General features: G+C 72.5%; 14 protein-coding genes. 2 read left to right on the forward strand and 12 right to left on the reverse strand.

Annotated elements, in window-relative coordinates; translation table 11 throughout:
* Window positions 1-27 precede the first annotated feature (27 nt).
* Entirely contained in the window at window positions 28-798 is a 771-nt protein-coding gene (locus tag B9S64_RS07780) for a class I SAM-dependent methyltransferase (protein WP_103490023.1), read from the reverse strand.
* A gap of 122 nt (window positions 799-920) precedes the next feature.
* Between B9S64_RS07780 and B9S64_RS07785 the strand changes: the two genes are divergently transcribed.
* Entirely contained in the window at window positions 921-2,897 is a 1,977-nt protein-coding gene (locus B9S64_RS07785) for a hypothetical protein (RefSeq protein WP_103490022.1), read from the forward strand.
* Between the two features lie 68 nt (window positions 2,898-2,965).
* Window positions 2,966-3,733 carry a TetR/AcrR family transcriptional regulator gene (locus tag B9S64_RS07790; RefSeq protein ID WP_103490021.1) on the forward strand — a complete coding sequence of 256 codons (768 nt, stop codon included), beginning with the start codon at window positions 2,966-2,968 and terminating at the stop codon, window positions 3,731-3,733.
* Between the two features lie 24 nt (window positions 3,734-3,757).
* On the opposite strand, the gene B9S64_RS07795 is transcribed toward B9S64_RS07790, so the two are convergent.
* From B9S64_RS07795 to yhfZ, 11 genes are all read right to left on the reverse strand, one after another.
* On the reverse strand, window positions 3,758-4,108 hold the full coding sequence (locus tag B9S64_RS07795; protein WP_103490020.1) for a 5-carboxymethyl-2-hydroxymuconate Delta-isomerase: 351 nt from the start codon (window positions 4,106-4,108) through the stop codon (window positions 3,758-3,760).
* 161 nt (window positions 4,109-4,269) lie between these two features.
* Window positions 4,270-9,582 carry a pullulanase-type alpha-1,6-glucosidase gene (gene pulA, locus B9S64_RS07800; protein ID WP_103490019.1) on the reverse strand — a complete coding sequence of 1,771 codons (5,313 nt, stop codon included), beginning with the start codon at window positions 9,580-9,582 and terminating at the stop codon, window positions 4,270-4,272.
* A gap of 89 nt (window positions 9,583-9,671) precedes the next feature.
* Window positions 9,672-11,393 carry a carbohydrate-binding module family 20 domain-containing protein gene (locus B9S64_RS07805; protein WP_103490018.1) on the reverse strand — a complete coding sequence of 574 codons (1,722 nt, stop codon included), beginning with the start codon at window positions 11,391-11,393 and terminating at the stop codon, window positions 9,672-9,674.
* 478 nt (window positions 11,394-11,871) lie between these two features.
* On the reverse strand, window positions 11,872-13,113 hold the full coding sequence (locus B9S64_RS07810; RefSeq protein ID WP_103490017.1) for a phosphopentomutase: 1,242 nt from the start codon (window positions 13,111-13,113) through the stop codon (window positions 11,872-11,874).
* A gap of 10 nt (window positions 13,114-13,123) precedes the next feature.
* Window positions 13,124-14,287, reverse strand: a complete 1,164-nt coding sequence (locus B9S64_RS07815) for an alanine racemase (protein WP_103490016.1) — start codon at window positions 14,285-14,287, stop codon at window positions 13,124-13,126.
* 2 nt (window positions 14,288-14,289) lie between these two features.
* The gene (locus tag B9S64_RS07820) at window positions 14,290-15,414 is read right to left on the reverse strand and encodes an aminotransferase class V-fold PLP-dependent enzyme (protein WP_103490015.1); all 1,125 of its coding nucleotides are present in this window, start codon (window positions 15,412-15,414) and stop codon (window positions 14,290-14,292) included.
* A gap of 1 nt (window position 15,415) precedes the next feature.
* Window positions 15,416-16,372, reverse strand: coding sequence for a phosphotriesterase (locus tag B9S64_RS07825; protein WP_103490014.1), 957 nt, complete (start codon window positions 16,370-16,372; stop codon window positions 15,416-15,418).
* Between the two features lie 37 nt (window positions 16,373-16,409).
* Window positions 16,410-17,750, reverse strand: coding sequence for a YhfT family protein (locus tag B9S64_RS07830; RefSeq protein ID WP_103490013.1), 1,341 nt, complete (start codon window positions 17,748-17,750; stop codon window positions 16,410-16,412).
* A gap of 41 nt (window positions 17,751-17,791) precedes the next feature.
* Entirely contained in the window at window positions 17,792-18,148 is a 357-nt protein-coding gene (locus B9S64_RS07835) for a DUF2620 domain-containing protein (protein ID WP_103490012.1), read from the reverse strand.
* 158 nt (window positions 18,149-18,306) lie between these two features.
* Entirely contained in the window at window positions 18,307-18,693 is a 387-nt protein-coding gene (locus tag B9S64_RS07840) for a transcriptional antiterminator (protein ID WP_103490011.1), read from the reverse strand.
* A gap of 137 nt (window positions 18,694-18,830) precedes the next feature.
* Window positions 18,831-19,769, reverse strand: coding sequence for a GntR family transcriptional regulator YhfZ (gene yhfZ / locus B9S64_RS07845; RefSeq protein ID WP_103490010.1), 939 nt, complete (start codon window positions 19,767-19,769; stop codon window positions 18,831-18,833).
* Window positions 19,770-19,923 lie beyond the last annotated feature (154 nt).

Genomic DNA, 19,923 nt, shown 5'->3' on the forward strand with positions numbered 1-19,923 from the left:
CGCGCGCCGGGCGGTGGGGCGGTGGGCTCAGGGGTGGGTGACGGCCAGGCTCACCGTGTAGCGCTCCTCCACCACGCCGTCCGGGAAGAGCGCGGCCAGCCGCTCCCGTTCCGGTTCGAGGAAGGCTCCCGCCGCCTCCGGACCGATCATCAGGAAGTCCGAGAAGCTGCCGAGATTGGCCAGATGGACGTCGAGGGGCACCCGCCGGGTCCAGGGAATCCGGCGGGTGGTGAAGTCGAGTCCGGCGGGCAGCCGGCGCGGGAAGCCGCCGTCCTCCGCCGGGCCGCCACCCTCCTGGGCCGCCGCCGTCTCCTCGGCGCCGAAGAAGCGGCGTAGCCGGGCGTCCTGGGCCGCCACCCAGGGCACGGTGGCGTCCGAGTCGTTCCACCAGAGCGCGAGTCCACCGCCGGGGCGCAGCACGCGCCGTGCCTCCGGTACGGAACGCTCCGGGTCGGTCCAGTGCCAGGCCTGGGCGTACGTCACCAGGTCGCAGGAGCCGGACCGCAGGGGGAGGCGGTCGCCGTCGCCCCGGACGAGCGGTACCCCGGGCAGGGTGCGGCGGAACTGGGCCGCCATGCCGTCGCCCGGCTCCACGGCGGTCACCCGGGCGCCACGCGCGTGCAGGAGTGCGGTGCCGAGGCCGGTCCCGGCTCCGACATCCGCGACGCGGCTGCCCGCGAGGCCGAAACCGGCCAACTCCTCGACGGCGTCCAGGAGGGCCGGAGGGTAGGAGGGGCGGTTGGCCGCGTAGACGGCGGCCGCCGCGTCGAAGGAACGTGCCTGCGTAGGGGTCGTCATGGCGCCATCATCGACCCTTCGAGGCTTCGGCCGTGCCGCCAGGGCGAAATCGAGCCTCTGGGGAGGGCGTGTCCCGGGGCATGCCGGAGTGACCATCCCATCATTCGCTCGTTCAGCTGAACGTGCCCCCCCTACGCGCTGAACCGCCGTCCGCCGCCCGCCTCCCCGGGGGCCCGGCGGAGCTGACCGACGCCGAGCGGGCCGAGGCCGCCCTCAGCGAGCACTACGCCCGGCTGACCCGGATCGGCTATCTCCTGCTGCCCCCCTCGCTGGGGCGCAACCGCCGGGTGCTGACCGCGCACTGGCTCGTCCAGCGGTCCCTGCCCCGGGCGCACGCTCCGGAGCACGCGGGGGCACTGCCCGGGGAGCACGAGGACCCGGGGTGCGCCTACGCGTACGTACGGCTGAGGGTGGTGCGCTCCGCGCTCACGGCGGGGCTGCCGTTGCGCCGGTTCGCGCGGCCCCGGCGGGCGCAACTGCCGCCCCTGCTGCCCCAGGTGTGGGGGCTGCGGCTGTTCCCGCACTCCTGCGGAACGGACGCGCTGGCCCTGGAACGGGCGCTGTCCGAGGTGTCCGGGGCCGGCCGGGCCGCGCACGTGCTGCGCGGGCTGGAGGGTCTGACGGACGAGGAGGTGGGCCAGGTGCTCCGCGCGGCGGGGGTGGCCGATCCCCGGGCCGCGCTGGCGGAGGCGGACCGGCTGACGGCCCCTCACGCCCTGCTGGCCTCCCCGGAGTTCGATCCCTGCGCGCTCCAGGTCAGGCCGACCGATCTGCTGCGCCGGCGGAGGCGTGCCCGGACGGTCCGGGCGGGGCTCTGCGCGCTGCTGGTGTGCGGGACGCTGGTGCTGCTGCCCCGGGACGGTCTGGGCGGCCGGCCCACCGCCTCCGGGCCGCCCTCCGCGTCGGGCACCACCGTGGGGCACGCCCCGGACCCCGCGGCGGTGCGCCGGGTGCCCTCGGAGGCCTGGCGGAGTGCGGGCCGGTACGACTTCACGGTGTGGCCGACCCGCGGCGACCGTGCCCAGGACGCCGGACTGCTGGGGCGGGCGCTGGCCGCGTGGGCGGGTCCACGGGCGGGGGTGGCCTCCTCGCACACCCCAGGAACGCCCGTCGGTCCCCCGGTGGGCCCGCCGCAACTGCTGTACGCGGGCGATGTCGGCCCCGCCTCGGTGGTGCTCTTCCACGACGGACTGCGGGTCGTGCGGTACGCCGAGCCCCGGGGCACCGGCCCGTCGCGGGGCCAGGACCCGTCGCGGGGCGCGGTCGTGGACTTCGCCCGGGTGGACGGCGCGGACGAGGTGGCCGCGAGCGCCCTGGTCGTCCAGCGCCGCGACGGCCGCGTCCGCTATCTGACCGCGCCCTGGGTGCGCGGTGTCCTCGTACGGGACCTGCGGGCACCGCACGATCCGGCGCGGGCCCTGCGCCGCCGCGCCGACGGGGTGACGGACCCGCTGCCCGGTCCGCAGGGAGACACGCCGGACTGCGCGTCCTGGCACGCGCTGGAGGTCCGGGACGGCACGGCCTCGCGGCTGATGACGGATCTCGGCGAGCTGACCCCCGCGCGCCTGACCTCCGGGCCGCCGTCCGCACCGCACGACGTGTCGGACCGGGCGGACCGGGAGAGCTGGGCGCGCACCGCCTGTCTGCTGCGTACGGTCCGCGCCAACGGTGTCCGGTCGGTGAACTCCTGGGCCTACGCGAGGCAACCGCTGCCGGAGAGCGGCGGTTCCGCGCTCTGGCTCTGCACCCGGGCGGAGACCTGGCGGGGCGCGGGCAGCAGGGTGCTGGCGCAGTTCCAGGCCCCGCCCGAACTGTCCGGCGGGGCCGCCGCGTCGGGTGCGGTCGCGGCCCGCGCCGAGGACACCCCCGACTGCGGGCCGCGCCGTCCCCGGGTGCTGGCGGGCGTGCTGTGGAAGTCCGACGCCGGGCGGTGGTACGTGCTCGCGGCGGGGTCCCGGCAGTTCGTGTCCGTCGCGGCGACGGGCGGTGTCGAGGGGCGTGCGCGGGGACGGCTGCTGGCCGTTCCGGCCCAGGAGGGCGACCGGGCGCGGCTCGACGGGCTCCTGGCGGACGGCACCCGGGTACGGGCGCTGCGCTGAGCGGTCCGCCCCGCCGCCGGACCCCCTGCCGGAAGGGCCCCGCGGAGCCTTTCGTTACGCTTACCGGCATGACGACCGGTGTGCGGCGCAGGATGGGCGTCGATGAGCGCAGAGCCCAACTGATCTGCGTCGCACTGGAGTTGTTCAGCCGCCGCTCGCCCGACGATGTGTCGATCGACGAGATCGCGGCGGCGGCGGGCATCTCGCGCCCGCTGGTCTACCACTACTTCCCGGGCAAGATGAGTCTGTACGAGGCGGCGCTGCGGCGGGCCGCCGACGATCTGGCGGGCCGCTTCCTGGAGGCGCACGAAGGGCCTCTGGGGGCGCGGCTGCTGCGGGTGATGGGCCGGTTCTTCGACTTCGTCGAGGAGCACGGGCCGGGTTTCTCCGCGCTGCTGCGCGGTGGCCCCTCGGGCGGCCCGTCCACCGCCAACGTGATGATCGACGGGGTGCGGCAGGCCGCGTACGAGCAGATCCTTTCCCATCTCCGGGTGGTGTCGCCGCCCGCCCGGCTGCAGCTCGTGGTCCGTTCCTGGGTGTCGCTGGCCGAGTCGACGGCCCTGCTCTGGCTGGACGGGCGGCCCGTTCCGCGTGCGGAGCTGGAACTCCAGCTGGTGCACGACTTCGCGGCGCTGGTGTCGGTGAGCGCGGCGTACGACGGGGAGGTGGCCGCCATCGCGCTGCGGATCTTCGCGCAGGAGCCGGCGGACGGGCCGTTCGGTGATCTGCTGGGCCGGCTCACGGCCCTGTCACCCGGCGGGGAGGACCGGCCGCCGTCCGGCGCCTGCCGCCCGGCGCCGTCGGACCCGAGGGCCGGCACCGCCGCGCTCGCCTGACCGGGCGGGCGTCCGCCGGGTCCCTCACCCCTTGGTGTAGGACGGGTCGAGGTCGCGGATCTCGGCCGAGACGTGGACGGTGAGGCCGTCCACGGGCTTGAGGTGGCCGGCCAGCAGGTCCAGTACGGCCTGGGTGAGCCGCCCCTTGATCTCGGGCGTGCGGCCGGGCAGCAGCGCGATGGAGACGTTGACGATGGCGTCCCCCGCCGGGGCGTCCCCCACGACGGTGTCCTCCGCCCGGCGGAAGCGGCTCTTGCAGGCCGGGACCGTGGTGGACACGGTCTCGGCGACGAGCGGGTGCAGGGCCAGGGCGAAGCCGCGGCGGTCGAAGCCGGTGTCGAGCTCGGCGGAGTAGTCGACGGTGATCTGCGGCATCAAGCGCTCCTGGGAAGCAGAGTTCGGTTCACGTGCGGGGTCAGCTTCGCGCGGGCGCGCCGGACACACAAGGCGGTCCCGCCGTACGAGACCCGGCCGGCCCCGGTCCCGGTCCCGTGGAGGGGGCGCGGGGCCGGGGCCGGCCGGGGTGCGGGGCCCGTTCAGCGGGTGAACACGGCGACCGTACGGCCCGGGACGGTGAAGCCGCCCGTGGAGCGGTCGTACGCCGCCTTCTTGACGGTCCGGTCCGCGCCCGACGCCTGGACCGGGTGCAGCCGGTACGCCGTACCGGCCGGCCCGGGAACACGCTGGCTCACGGTGCCGGGGGTGGCGTTCATGACGACGACCAGCTTGCCCAGGCGCATGGTGATCACGCCGGGCGTCTCCTTCGTACCCGAGAGCGGGAAGGACAGGGCCTTCTGGACCTGTGCCGCGGTGGCGAGGCCGAAGTCCTTCTCGCTCGTGCGGATGGTCAGGAGGTCCTGGTACGCGGCGGACGCGCCGGTGATCTCGGCGCATCCGGGGCGCGGGGCGGCGGAGGCCAGCAGCGGCTTGCCGTAGGACCACTTGTCCTGGTTGTCGGCGGCGGGCGGCAGCCCCCGGCCGAAGCCGTTGCCCTTGCGGCAGTCCCAGTGCAGGGCGTTGAACCAGTCGCCGCTGTCGTAGGAGTTGCGGTCCAGCGACTTGGAGCGCAGCAGGTCGGTACCCGCCTGGGAGAGCGAGGGCCCCTGGGAGAGGGTGGCGGTCGCCATCGCCACGACCTGCATACGGGCCCGGTCGGCCGCCGTGGTGCCGGCGGGCAGCTTGAAGGTGAGGGCGTCGTAGAGCGTTTCGTTGTCGTGGGCGTCGGCGTAGGCCAGGGCGTCGCCGGGCGCGGCCGCGTATCCGGCGGGGGCGCCGTTGTAGTCGACGGCCGAGCCCTTGACCGTGCGGCCCTGGGTGTCGGTGAAGGTGTAGTCGGCGAGGTTGCCGGTGAGGCCGACCTTGATCAGGTCCTGGTAGTGGAGCAGCCGGGCCTTCTGTTCGGCCGGGGTGCCGTTGGCGGGTGAGGTGTTGGGGTCGGTGTAGAGGCCGGAGGCGAAGCCCTGGACGCGGGGGTCCTCGTCGAAGGGGCCGCCGCCGCGTACGGCGTCGCGGGCCCGGTCGGAGAAGGTGGCGATGCCGGTACCGGCCATGTTCGCCTGGGTGGCCTGGACGAAGTGGGCGTCGTCGGCGATCTCACCGAAGTTCCAGCCCTCGCCGTACAGGACGATCTTCTTGCCGTCGACGCCGTCCTTGGCCAGGGTCAGCGCGTCCAGCGCCGCGCGGACGGCGAGGATGTTGGCCTTGGGGTGGTGGCCCATCAGGTCGAAGCGGAAGCCGTCCACCTTGTACTGCTTGGCCCAGGTGACCACGGAGTCCACGACGAGCTTGCCCATCATGGTGTTCTCGGTCGCGGTGTCGGCGCAGCAGGTGGAGGTGGAGACGGTGCCGTCCTCCAGGAGCCGCTGGTAGTAGCCGGGCACGATGCGGTCGAGGACGGACTTGTCGTCCTGCCCGGAGGCCACGGTGTGGTTGTAGACGACGTCCATGACGGTGCGCAGTCCGGCGCCGTTGAGGCCCTGGACCATCTGCCGGAACTCGACGGTGCGCCTGGTGCCCTCCGGGTCGGAGGCGTACGAGCCCTCGGGGACGGTGTAGTGCAGCGGGTCGTAGCCCCAGTTGAACCCGTCCTCGGCGGCGGCCGCCGTGACGCAGGCCTGCTGTTCCTCGGAGTCGGGGGCGTAGACGGACAGGTCGCAGGCGGGCTTCTTCTGGTCGGACTTCTTCTCGGGGATGGTGCCGATGTCGAAGGCGGGCAGCAGGTGGACGTAGCTGGTGCCGGAGTCCGCGAGTTCCCTGAGGTGCTTCATCCCGTCGGAGCGGGTGTCGGTGAACGCCAGGTATTCACCGGGGTGCTGGGAGGTCGGGTCCGTGATCGAGAAGTCACGGATGTGGAGTTCCTGGATCTGGGCGTCGCGCAGCGGGACGGCCGCGGGCTTCCTCAGCCCGGACCAGCCGCGCGGGGCCAGCTCCGGGTCGGAGAGGTCGGTGACGAGGCTGCGGGCGGAGTCGGTGGTCAGGGCGGTGGAGTAGGGGTCGGTGACCTTGTTGGTGACCATCTTCCGCACGGTGGGCGCCCAGACGTCCACGACGTACCGGTAGGGCTTGCCCGTCCACTTCTTCGTGCCGGTGACGGACCAGACGCCGGTGCGGTCGTCGCGCCGCATCGGGAGGGTGCGGCCGTCGAGTTCGAGGGCGACCGTGCGGGCGGTGGGCGCCCAGACGGAGAGGGTTGGGCTGCCCTTGCGAAAGACCGGGCCGAGCGCGGCCTTGCTCGCGGCCTTGCCGTACAGGTCGTCCAGGACCCCGGCGGTCTGGACGCCGGTGGCGGCGAGCAGGGCGCCGTTGGCGGCGCGCTGGGTGGCGATCAGCTGGCCGCGCAGGGAGGCGCGGACCCTGTCCCGGTCGCGCGGGTCCACGGTGAAGGCGGGGTACTCGGCCAGGTGCGGGTACGCCGCCTTCTGGGCGGCGGTCAGCTCGGTGGTACCGAGCCGGATCCACCGGCCCTCGTCGCTGAGGGCCCCGTCCACGACGGAGATCCCGCCGTTCTCCGCGTACACGAGCTGCTGGCTGGTGGCGGCGGTGGCCTTCACCTTCCAGACGACGGTGTCCGCGTCGATCCACTGCGCCTCGGCCTTGGTGAGGTCGGGGGCGGGGGCGCCGCCGGTCTGCGGCAGCAGGTATCCGGGCTTTCCGCCGAGCATCCAGACCTCGTGCCCGTAGGTGGCGAGGTCGAGCGACTGGTCGCTGGGCAGGTCCTTCTCGTCGCCCTTGTGCAGGATGTAGCTGAGTGCGGTGGCGCCCTCGGTGAGCGGCACCTCGAAGGTGGCGCCGTAGGCGTCGGTGCTCACCGGCAGCAGGGGCTTGGCCCAGTCGGTGGGTGCGGCGGCGCCGGTCCAGGTGTGCAGGCCCCAGCCGTCGTAGTCGCCGTCCGCGCGGTGGTAGTGCAGGACGGCCTTGGAGGTGTCCTGCGGCGGGTACGCGCCTTCAGGTGCCTCGGTGGCCTGGCCGTCCTCGCCCTCTTCGACCCAGACCTGGCCGGTCCTCGCGAGGTCGATCGTGCGCGCGGGGCCGTCCGCGGTGCCGTTCTTCTCCACGGTGTACCGGACGGTGGAGGCGGCCTCGCCGAGGTCGATCCAGGCGAAGGCGCCGTAGGCGTCGCGGCCGGCGAAGTCGGCGGTGGTGTCCCCGGACACGAGCTGCCAGCCGTCGTAGTCGCCGTCCGCGCGGTGGTAGTGGACGACGGCCCTGTCCCGTTCGACGGCGACGGGCTTGGCGGCGGGCGGGGCCTGGCCCGCGGTGGTGGAGGCGAGGGCGCTCGCGGTGCGCCCGGCGCGGTCCACGACCACGGCCTTGTAGCGCAGCGGGGTCCCGGCCTTCACCGAACCGTCCACGTACTGGGTGACCTTGTACGGGGCGTGGTCGGCGGTGCCGAGGGTGTGCCACGCGCCGTCGCCGGTCTGCGCGGCGAACACGACGCGGTTGAGGCCTCCGCCGTCGACGTCGGCGGTGATCTCGACGGTGCCGGTGGCTCCGGCGGCGGGTGCCGTCAGGCTGACGGACGGCTTGGTGGCCGGGGTGGACAGCTGCTTGTCGGCGCGCAGCACGGTGCTGGAGAGGGCGGGCACGGTGACCCGGACCTTCGTGTCGGCGCCGCTGCGGACGGTGCCGGAACCGCCGTACAGCGTACGGAAGTTCATACCGGCCGACGCGGTGGTCAGCTCGACCGTCCTCGGTGCGGTGGAGTTGTTGGCGGCGACGAGGTATTCGTAGGGCCGCGCGGCGTCCGTACGCGAGTAGGCGTACACGGAGTCCTTGGCATACCGCTCGGTCTGGACGCCGTCGCGGAGCGCGGGGTGGTCCCGGGTGAGCTTGGAGAGCGCGGCGACCGCCCGGTAGAGCGGGTGGTTCGTGTCGTACGCGTCGGAGGCGTGGGTGCGGTCGGTGCCGAGCTGGTCGTCGTCGAGGTAGTCGGCGGTCTTCGAGGCGAAGAGCGGCTGGCGGGCGTCCTTGTCGCCGCCCGCTCCGGTGTAGCCCTGCTCGTCGCCGTAGTAGATCACCGGGTTGCCGCGGCCGAGGAACATCAGCTCGTCGGCGAGGCGTGCGCGGGCGAGGAGTTCGGCGTCACCGGCCTTCGGGTTGTCCTCCTTGAGGAAGGTCCCGATGCGGCCCATGTCGTGGTTGCCGAGGAACGTGACCTGCTCGTAGGCGTTGGCCTTGTCCGTGGTGTAGCGGTAGTCGTCCCCGTAGACGGCGGCCAGCTTCGAGGCCGGGGCGCCCTGGGAGGCGAACTGCCGGGCGGCCTCCTGGAACGGGAAGTCGAGGGTCGCGTCGAGCCGGCCCCGGGTGACGTAGGGCGAGGTGACCTCGGTGTCGGCGGAGTAGACCTCGCCGAACATGAAGAAGTCGTCGCGGCCCCGCTTGGCCGCGTAGGCGTCGAGCGCGGTGGCCCACTGGGTCCAGAAGTCGAGGTCCACGTGTTTGACGGTGTCGATGCGGAAGCCGTCGATGTCGAAGTCGCGGACCCACTTCTCGTAGATCTTCTCCATGCCGGTCACGACCTCGGGGCGCTCGGTCCACAGGTCGTCCAGGCCGGAGAAGTCGCCGTACTCGGTGGACTCGCCCGCGTAGGTGGAGTCGCCCCGGTTGTGGTACATCGTGGGGTCGTTGAGCCAGGCGGGGACCTTTGTGCCCGTGGTGACGGGGGTGTACGGGAAGGAGGCGGCGTCCACCTTCCGCATGCCGTCGCTGTCGTCGAAGGGGCGGCCCTCCGTGTCGAGGTAGGGGTAGGCGCCCTTGGGCTTGTAGCCGTACTCCTTCTCGGCGTAGTCCACGGTGTCGGCGGTGTGGTTGGTGATGACGTCGAAGAAGACCTTCATGCCCTTGCCGTGGGCCTTGTCGATCAGCTTCGACAGGTCGGCGTTGGTGCCGAAGTGCGGGTCCACCTGGGTGAAGTCGGTGATCCAGTAGCCGTGGTAGCCGGCGGAGGCGTCCTTGCCGGTGCCCTGGACGGGGCGGTTCTTGAAGATCGGGGCGAGCCAGATCGCGGTGGTGCCGAGGCCCTTGATGTAGTCGAGCCGCTGGGTGAGGCCCTTGAGGTCGCCGCCCTGGTAGAAGCCCTTGTCCGTGGGGTCGAAGCCGGTCTCCAGCCGTGAACCCCGCAGCCCGCCGCGGTCGTTGGAGGTGTCGCCGTTGGCGAAGCGGTCGGGCAGCACGAAGTAGAACTGCTCGCGGGTCAGGTCGTGCCGGGCCGGTTCCCGGGCGAGCTTCGCGTCCGTGGGTGGTGACGGGGGCCGGGGCGCGGCGGACGCGGTGGCCGCCGCCGGCACGACGGGCAGCAGCGCCGCGCACAGCGCGGCGACGGCTCCCCGCCTCAGGGTGGTTCGGGACACGGGCGGGTTCTCCTCGGCGTTCAGGGGTGGGTGGAGCGGTGCGGGCCGGGGACGCGTGAGGCGTCCCCGGCCCGTGGGGTGGTGGGATCTCAGCCGCGCCAGACGTCGGCGGTCAGCGTGACCTTGCCGGAGGCCGGCACGGTGGCGGTGCGGTTGGCGCCGTTCTCCCAGGTGACGTTGCCGGCCGCGTCCTTGCGGACGTACTTGTACTCGAAGGCGGTCCCGGCGGGCAGGGCGACGTCGAGCTTCCAGACGGGGTACGTCGCCGGGTCGAGCTTCAGGGCGCTGCCGGGGTTCCAGTTGCCGAGGGCGGCCTGGTTGCCGGTGACGTAGATGTTCTGGCCCATGACCGTGGTGGCGTTGACGCCGAAGGAGGCGCCGGACTGGCCGGTGCCGCCGTTGTCACCGCCGCCGTCGGTGCAGGTGCGGGCGCCCACGTGCAGGGCGACCGCGGTGTCGGCGCCCAGGGTGGCGGTGAACTGGCCGGAGCCGTTGACGGTGACGCCCTTGCCGGACTGGACGTCGCAGTAGTCACCGGCGGGCAGTGACGTCTGGAACGTACGGGTCAGCGAGGAACCCTCGTGGTTGATGGCCACGTACGCCTTGGAGCCGCGCCCGAAGGCGATCCGGTCGCCGCCGTCGTCCCACCAGTCGGTGACGCCCTGGCCGCGCGCGGCGTTGCGGAAGCCGACCATGGAGGAGATCTCGGTCCAGGCGTGCTGGCACTTCCACCCGTCGCTGTAACAGGCGTTCACCTGGCCGCCGTTGGGCGGACCGGCGTCCTTGTCGGACCACTCGTAGCCGGAGTGGACGTCCGGGGAGCCGTAGGGGTACGCCAGCATGAAGACGCTCGCCAGCGTGTAGTTCGCGCCGTTCTTGTAGTTCAGCGTCTCGCCGTTGCGCTCGGTGTCGTGGTTGTCGACGAAGACCGCCGACCTGCCCGACTCCATGAAGCCCCAGCCCTCGCCGAAGTTCTTCAGGTTGGCGAGGTTCTCATTGAGGAAGGTCTGCTTGAGGGAGCGGGCGTAGCGGAACTCCTGCACGTCGCCGGTGCCGAGGTACTCGGTGGGCGAGACCGCCTCGCCCGCGCCGTAGATGGCCTCCTGCTTCCAGTACGCGTTCGGGTTGCTCAGCCGGGACTTGATGTTCGCGAGGTCCTGGGCCGGCATGTGCTTGGCGGCGTCGATCCGGAAGCCGTCCACGCCGAGCGAGAGCAGGTCGTTCAGGTACCCGGCTATCTTCCCGCGTACGTACTCCTCGCCGGTGTCCAGGTCGGCGAGCCCGACGAGTTCGCAGTTCTGGACGTTGGCGCGGTCGCCGTAGTTGGTGATCTGCGACTGGCAGTCGTTCATGTCGTTGACGGAGTAGAGGCCCGGGTAGTCGTACTTGGTGTACGAGGACCCGCCCGTACCGGTGCCCGAACCGGCCGACATGTGGTTGATGACCGAGTCGGCGACGACCTTGACGCCCGCGCCGTGACAGGTGCTCACCATGTTCGCGAAGGACGTACGGTCACCGAGCCGGCCGGCGATCTTGTAGCTGACGGGCTGGTAGGAGGTCCACCACTGCCCGCCCTGGATGTGCTCCTGGGGCGGCGAGACCTGGACGTATCCGTATCCGGCGGGCCCGAGGCTGCCGGTGCACGCCTTGGCGACGGAGTCGAACTTCCACTCGAACATCACCGCGGTGACGTCCTTGTCGCCGGGCGGGGCGGCCTGGGCCGTACCGGCGGTGCCGAGACCGGCGGGGAGGGCGAGGACGGCGGCGCCCGTGACCAGGGCGAGCGAGGCCGACAGTGATCTTCGAGCCATGATTCCTCCTGCGGTGGGGGGAGGTACGGGGAAGGGCGGAGCAGCCTCACATGGCAACGCGCCGTGCCCTCAAGGCTTTGAAGGTTCTTGCAGCAAGGATGCAAAACCTCGTGCGCAGCAGACCGTACGAGCCTGACCTGGCCTGGTCAACCCCCTGGACACGACGCGATGACGTCCCGCTCACATCCACGAAATCTCGGAGATTCTTTCCTGCAAGGACTTACGCAAGATATTGCGGCCCTGTTAAGTTCGTCCCGACTCCGGCCCGGCCGGCCGGGGGTCCGGTCCGCCGGGCCCCACGCGCCCGGCCGGCCGGGCCGGTCACGGCGCGGAGAGGTCCGGACGTCGCTTCCCCGCCGGCCCGACCTGGGCCGACGTCCGGACCTCTTCCGCGCGGGGGACGGTCCCCTTCCGCGCATGGGACGGCCCCCTTCCGCGTGGGGACGGTCTCCTTCCGCTTCCGCGCGTCACGCCTCGCTCAGGCCGCGTGCCGGCCGGTGCGCAGGGGGGTGCCGGCCGCGAGGCCTTCCGGGTCCAGCGCCAGCGACAGGGCGGCGGTGGCCCCGATGTCCGCCAGGCTGTGGGCGTCCGGAAGGAGTTCCACCCCGCGCGCGCCCGGTCGGTGGATCAGCACCGGCACGTACTCACGGGTGTGGAGCGCGTGGCCGATCGTGGGGTCGTTCCCGTGGTCCGCGGTGACGATCAGCCGGTCGCCGGGGTCCGCGAGCAGCGCCATCAGCCCGGCGAGGCCCGCGTCCACCTGCTCCAGCAGACGACCGTACCGCTCCGGGTCCTGCTGGTGCCCCGCCAGGTCCGTCTCCTGGACGTTCGCGACCACGAGGGCGTCGCCCTCGGCGCGTACCGCCTCCAGGGTGTGCGAGAGCACGTCGGCGGTGGCGACGGCCGGACGGCGCGTCGCCGCCCCGCACTCCAGGATGTCGGCGGCCTTGCCCACCAGCACGACCGGGATCCCCGCCCGGACCGCCAGTTCGGGAAGCTGGCGGGTGTGGTCCAGTTCGGCGCCCAGGTGCCGCACCTGGAGGCCGCCGTTGCGGTAGAACCCGGTGGCGGGCGTGTCCAGCCCGATCGTCCCCCCGTCGCCGGGACGGACGTGGTCACGGAGCGGGCCGTCCGCGTGGCCGCCGACGGCGATGACCCGGGCGACCGGCGCGACGGCGCGCACCGTACGGGCGACGGCGAGGATGCCGTGGGGTCCGTCGAAGGGCAGGTCGTCCAGGCGGCCGGAGGCGTTCCAGTTGATGCCGGGGTCGGCCTCCAGGTTGTCGTGGACCAGGACCGTCCCGTCCACCACGAGCAGCGGCCGCCCGTCGAGCCGTTCGACCCGGTGGCCGGCGGCCGTGAGCGCGTCGGTCACCTCGTCGATGTGGTCGGCGAGCCTGGCCACCGTCACCCGGCTGAAGTCGGCGCCCATCATGGTCTGGTGGCCCGCGAAGGTGTCCGCCCCCGGGTAGCCGAGCGCGGCCCTGCCCGCGGCCACGGGCAGGCGGGTGCGGCGGGCCAGATCCGGGTGCGGGTGCACCAGCCCGAGCCCCAGCGCCCCGAGCACCGGCAGTCGCAGCGGCCGCCCGAACGCCGTGCGGCAGTGGTCGAGCACGTGTCGGCAGGTGTCCGCGGCGAGGTCGCCGGGGCGCAGGTCGCCCGCGTCGGGCATGGCACCGACGCCGAATCCGTCGAGGACGACGATGACGGTCTTGGCCATGGGGTGCTCCTTACAGGGCTCGGCCGTGGGAGTCGTACAGCCCGTTCAGCCGGGGGTTGCCGGAGGACAGTCCGGAGACGACGGCGACGGTCGACCGGGTCACGAAGATCTGGGTACGGAAGGCGAGCAGCGCGGTGTCCCCGACACGGACGTCCGCCGCGCGCTCGGGCGGGTCGAGCAGCCGGTAGTAGTCGATGTTCTCGGCGGGCGCGGACCGCACGCCGAGCCGGACACCGGTACGGGGAAGGAGGGCGCTGCGGATGTGGGAGCGGCTGTAGAAGCCCCCGCCGTGCAGGGCGGGGCGGCCGTCGTCCAGGGTGTGGGCGACTTCGCTGACGTACACGTAGGCGGGCTTCTCCGGCTGGCCGGGGTCGAGGGCGTGCAGCGGGGTCGTGCCGGTCAGGGCGTGGCCCGGCTCGCCGTGGGTGGCCCCCAGTCCGGCGAGCAGCGGCAGGGAGGCCATCGAGGTGGCGCTGGGGGCGCTGAGCTTGAGGTCGTGGTGTCCGCGCGCGGCCAGGAGGTCGCGGGCCTTCAGCGCCAGGCCGAAGTTGGGTGTGGCGGTCGGTACGCCCGTCGCGGGGTCGCACAGGACGCACGGGAAGGCGGTGACGCCCGCGATCCGGATGCCGTCCAGTTCCTCGGCGTCCTTGGCGAACGCGTCCAGGCGGTCGAGGGGGACGCCGCCCTCCTGGCCGGGGTAGGCGGCGCCGTCGGCGGCTTCGAGCCGGACCAGGACGTCCTGGACGAAGCCCAGGCCGCGTGCCGCCTCGGCGACGGCGCGGGCGTTGGCCAGGTCGAAGACCGTGACGGCCTCCGGACGCCAGGCCAGCATCTCCGGCAGTGCCCGAGGGGGGATCTGGACGAGGTGGCCGAGGTTGCCGGGCCGCGCGCCGGCGGCGTGCAGGGCACGCGCCTCCGCCGGGTCGATGGCGGCCGAGCGGGGGATGTGCCGGGCGACGGCCCGGATGAGTTCGGGGTTGCGGCCGATCTGCTTGACGACGAACCAGAGGCTGACGCCGAGGCGTTCGGCCTCCGCCGCCAGCAGCGCGGCGTTGGCCTCGACGGCGTCCAGGTCCATGACGTAGGTGTCGGGCGGGATCTCGCCGTCGCGGTGGAGCGCGGCCGCGGCGTCGACGAGCCCGGGGTTGCGGGTGAGCACGGTGTCGAGAAACACGGTCAGTCGTCCTCCGGGGCGTCCAGGGCGGCCAGCGAGCGGCGCAGGATGTCGATGACGAGATCCGCGCCCGCCCGCATCGGGTTGACGCGTACGGTCCAGTCGGCGAGTTCGGGGAGGTCGTCGAGGGCCGAGCTGGACATCCGGTAGAAGAGCGGGGCGATCTCGTAGCGGGAGTTGGAGCCGACGGGGTAGGGCGCGGCTCCGAAGCGCGCGGCGACGGAGGGGAGCCGCGCGGCGACGGGCCGGTCGAGCCGGACGAGGAGGCAGCGGTCCTGGGCGTTGGCGAGGCGCACCTCGGCCACGCCCTCCACCTCACCGGCCGTCAGCCGTCGTGCGACCTCGGCGCCCACCCGCGACTGCACCGCCCACATGACGGGGACGTGGGTGAGGGCGCGCAGGGCGTCGAGTGCCTGGTGGCCCTGGACCTGCCCGCCACCGGAGTAGTTGTCGCGGCGGACGTGCGCGACCAGGTCGCGGGCCCCGACGACAACGCCGACGCCCTCCGGTCCGTGCAGTTTGAACAGGGAGAAGCAGGAGGCGTCGGCTCCCAGTTGCACACCGGCGGCGGGGGTGCGCATCACGGCGTAGTTGTCGTCCACGATCGTGCGGACCCCGGCCGCCCGGCAGGCGGCGATGACCTCGGCCGGATCGTAGGAGTCGGCGAGCCGCTGGCGGGTGTGCTGGATGTACGCCCAGCGGAACCGGCCGGACGCCAGGGTCTCGTCCAGGGTCCGGGCGTCGTTGAAGTCGGCGTCGAGGGTCCGCACGCCGATGCCCCTCAGCGTGACCTCCGTGGTGCGGTAGACCGGGGCCCGGTGGATGAGCAGCGGGTCGCCCGCGCGGACGGCCGCGTTGAGCGCGGCCCGGATGGCGCCCGTGCCCGCGCCCTGCACGAGGGCGGCGTCCTCGGCACCGAAGAAGTCGGCGAGCACCGCTTCGACACGTGCCGTGGTGCGGGGGCGGCCGAGGCCGGGGACGACTCCGGCGTCGGCGGCGAAGAGCTCGTGGCCCTCGAAGTGTGCCGCGGTCGCCTCCAGCAGCCGGAACTGTGTGGCGACGGCGTCCTCCAGGCCGACGGTCGCCAGCGGGAAGGTGGGGGGAAGTCCGGGTGGTACGGGGCTCATGTCAGTTCTCCTCGTCGCTCGCGCCGCTCAGGAAGCGCAGCGGGTTGCGGCGGGTCAGCAGGTCGATCAGGTCGTCGTCGGCGCCCGCCGCCCGGAGTGCGGGCAGGAAGTGGCGGAAGAGGTGCCCGTACCCCTGGCCGCCCTCGTCACGGAGGTAGCCGTGGCGCGAGATGTCGCAGCTGAGCAGGGCCCGGTCGGCGTGCCCGGCCTCCATCAGCGCGACCAGCAGCCGCAGCCGGGTCCGGTCGCTCTGGTAGGAGGACTTGCCCACCGTGTCGAAGGCGACGTACGCCCCTCTCGCGGCGATCTCCCGGTGGACACCCGGGTCGTCCAGCAGGTCCTGGTGGCCGATGCTCACCCGGTGGGCGGGCAGCCCCTCGGCGGTGAGCAGTTCCAGCTGGGCGAGTCCGCCGCGGCCCAACTGCGCGTGGGTGGCGAGGGAGAGGCCGGTGGCCCTCGCGGCCCGCGCGCCGGCTCGCAGCACCGTGGCCTCGGCGGCGGAGGGGACGTCCCCGTGGCTGCCGAGTTCGCCGAGGACGCCGGGGCGGACACCGGTCGCGCCGATGCCGTCCTCGATCTCGCGGACCAGAACCGCGGTGAGCGCTTCCACGTCGGCGCCGTCGATCTCGGGCGTGTGGAACGGCTCGTAGTACCAGCCGGTCGCGGCGACCACCGCGACCTGGGCGTCCCGCGCGATCGAGGCCAGGGTGCGGACGTCGCGTCCCATGCCCCGGCAGGTCAGTTCGACGACCAGGGAGAGTCCGAACTCCTCGCGGAGCTCGCTCAGTTCGGCGGTCACCGCGGCAGCATGGAGGCGTGGGTCGAGGACGGCCGCGCCGTCGCCCCGCTGGTCCAGGTCGAGGACGAGGTGTTCATGGGCGAGGACGGGGCCGCGGACGGCCTCGGTCGCGAGGTCACCGCCGACGGTGCGCAGGGTGTGCCGGGCGGAATGGTTCATCGTGGGGGTTCCTTCTTCGCGTACGGCCCGGTCCGGATCAGCCCTTGAGGGGGGTGAACAGGTCGAGCCAGTACAGGATGTTGAGCAGGACGCCGCCGACGATCACGGCCGCGGGTGCGGCGGCCATCTTCACGACGGGACGGCCCATCGCCTCGTTCAGCAGGTACAGCCCGCCGACGACGAGGATGCCGAGCCCGCCGCCCATGGCGTTGGCGGCCATCAGCGAACCGAAGAGGATCGCCAGCTGGAGGGTGTCGCCGATCGCGCTGCGCAGGTGTTCGGAGGAGTCGCGGACGCTGGGCAGCTTGCCGAGGGCCCTGCCGATCAGGGAGAGGGCCAGCACCTCGACGGCGAACACGAGCGCACCGACGACGGCCGCCACGAACGGGTTCGGCATCAGGTAGCCGATCGGGTACACCAGCGTGAAGCCCGCGATGCCGTACGCGCCGGAGGCGAGCGCGGTGGTCGCGATCAGCGGGACGAAGCCGAACACCCGGTAGAAGTCGACCTGGGCGGCCTCGGAGTACTGCCCCTTCGCGATCAGGAAGCTGGTCGCCTCACCACCGCCGAATATGTGCATCTGGGCGAGCACACAGACTCCGGCCCCGAGCACCATGAACAGCGGCAGGTACCGGCGCAGCCGGGCCGCGCTGGCGCTGAACAACGACGCCATCGGGTCGTCCGCCTCCGCCACGACGGTCTCCTCGACGCCCGCGGCCCGGTCGGCCCGGCGCTGCCGTATGTCCTTGGAGACGGCCAGTCCGATGAGCATCAGCACACCGGCGGCCATGGCCAGCGCTCCGGCGAACATGTTCGGCCAGAGCTTCATGGTCATGACGACGAGGGCCAGTTCGAGGACGCCCGCGACTCCGCCCCACATGCGTCCGAACTGCTTGGTGATGGCGAGCACCGGGAACAGCGTGAAGAGGAACAGGATCGGCGTCGACATCTGCTGCATCGCGGTCAGGAAGTCGACCGGCAGGTCGTGGGCGACGTTGTTCGCGCCGTTCAGACCGAAGACGACCACCGCGCCCCAGGCTCCGCCCAGCAGCGGGGCCAGCCACTTCTTCGGCGCCAGGATCCCGAGGATGTCGGTGGGCAGGAAGACCAGCCACGGGTTCAGGACCCCGGTGGACAGGGCCATCGGGGCACCGAGCCCGAAGATGAACCCGGCGGAGAGACCGAACGAGACAGCCGTGGTCGCGTTGCGCGTGGTGCGCCCCTGGATGAAGTCCAGCATGAAGGGACGTACGCCGTCGTTGAAGACGGCCAGGGCCATGTGCGAGATGTAGGCCGTCAGCGCACAGAGGGCTATCACCGTGAGCTGCTGGGCCAGCGTGAAGTCGAGGCCGGCTCCGGCGGCGAGTGTGGTACTCACGAGTCACTCCTTGGTGCCCGGGTGGTGGGAACAGGCTGGGATCAGCCGCGGGCGGCGATGGCGCGCGCCATGAGGGGGGCGATGACGTCGGTCTGGTCCATCGAGAAACCGAAGACCTTCTTGCCGTCGGCCAGCAGTGCGGTGACCTCTTCCTCGGTCGGGACGCTCCGCCCGAAGGTGTGGCAGGCGGCGCTGCCCATCAGGCCGACGAGCACGCCCAGGGAGGCGCCGGCGCCCGTGTGGCAGGTGCCCAGGTAGTAGTCGGCCTGTCCGGCCCGCAGCTTCATCGCGGCGTCCATGTCGCTGGAGGCGACGACCTCCAGCGTGTCGATGCCGAGCTTGCCGATGACCGCGGTGACTTCGGCCTTGCCGACTCCGCCGGTGAGGATCTTCGTCATGACTGTTCTGCTCCCTCTGTGTCGGTCGTTCTCTGTCACGGTCGTTCTGAGTGACGGTCGTTCTGAGTGACGGTCGTTCTCTGTGACGGTCAGCCGGTTCTTCGGTTCTTTTCGGTTCGCGCCGGGGCGGGAGCGGCGTCGCCGCCTGCCGCGGCCGGTCAGGATCCGGGGGCGGCAGGGGGCCGCTGGGCCAGTACGGCCAGGTGCATGCCGAGGAAGTTGACCTCGGACTCGGGGAGCGGGGCCCCCAGTTCCCGTTCGGCACGTGCCGAGACGGCTCGGGCGCGGGCGACGGCGCCGGGATGGCCGGCCAGCTCGGCGGCGACCTGTTCGTCGGTGAGGAACTGCTCGATCGGCTCGCCGTCCAGGATCCGGCCGAGCGCCATGATCAGATGGCTGGTCAGCATCCCCGCCGTCGCTTCGGTGACCGTACGGCCCTCGGCCTCCAGAGAAGCCAGCTCGGCGGTGACGAAGTCCGCCACCTCGGGCCGGACCTGGCCGCCTTCGCGGAAGAGCTGGATCCGCAGTGCCAGCTGGTCGTCCATGGTGATCCTCCCAAAATCAACAGTAACCAGGATTTTGTATTCTGAGCCCGAGCGAATCTCGGGAGTGGTGAGACACCGGTCACTGAACCGGCCGGTCAGTACCCACCGAGCCCGCCGGGCCGCGCGGACCCGCCGCTTCAGTACGAGGGGACACGCTCACCACGCAGCACCTCGTTCTGAAGCCGCGTCACCAGGGACAGATCCAGCGAGTCTCGGACCGCGGCGAGCGCCTTGGCACCCTCCGACCGGCCGATGACCGCGGCCGTCGAGTTGCGCAGCGCCAGCCCCCGGGTGACCTCGCCCCCGAGCGGCAGCACATCGACCCCGACACCGAGCCGGTCCTGCGCCTCGTCCAGATTCCAGACCGTCGCGTCCACCTCGTCGCGGGCGAACAGATCGGCCAGCTGCATGTACGAGACCTCCCGCCACTCCACGTCCTCGCGGTCGGCGAAGACCAGCTCCACCAGCATCCGCAGATCCTCCGACGCGTGGTCCACGGCCACCCGCAGCCCCGGCGCGTCCAGGTCCACGCCGTGCCGGACCAGCATGCCGTGCGCGCCCACGTAGGTGGCCGGCCCCAGGTCGGCCACCAGCTCCACCGGGTGCTCGGCGATCAGCTGGTCGGCGGCGAAGCGCGACAGGACGACCAAGTCGACCTTGCCCTCCAGCAGCGCGGCGGTCCGGGCTCCGGCGCCCCGCATGAACGTGATCGCGAACGGCGCGCCCGCTTCCTCGAACGCACTGCGCAGCCCGGTCGCCAGGCCCTCGTACCGCCGTGAGTACGGAAGCGGCATGGCCGCGAGCAGGGTCCCCAGGCCGGACAGCCGCCAGAGAGCGGCGCGGTCGGAGTGGACGAGGAACGTACCGAGGTGGCCGCGGGCGGTCGTGGAGATCGCCCCGGCCTCCTCCAGCAGACGGAGAGCGGCCTGGACCGTGCCGTTTCCGCACCCCAGCTCCTCCGCGAAGTCACGCACTCGGGGCAGGCGGGTGTCCGGCTCGTGGTGCAGGAGCAGGACTGCGAGCTGCCGCGCGGCGAGACCGTTGCGCGTGAGGAAGCGGTCGTCGAGATCGTTCACAAACCAAACAGTAACCAGGATTCTGTATACTGACAAGGGTCGGATGCGGGCCACTTGTACGGGCTCGCGGCCGGCCCCGGGCCGGCCCCCGTGATCCCCGCAAGCGGGCCGGACAGGCCGGTCCCCCGCGAGAGGCTCACGGACAGCCGGCCCA

This window comes from Streptomyces sp. SM18 (assembly GCF_002910775.2).
GTDB lineage: Bacteria > Actinomycetota > Actinomycetes > Streptomycetales > Streptomycetaceae > Streptomyces > Streptomyces halstedii.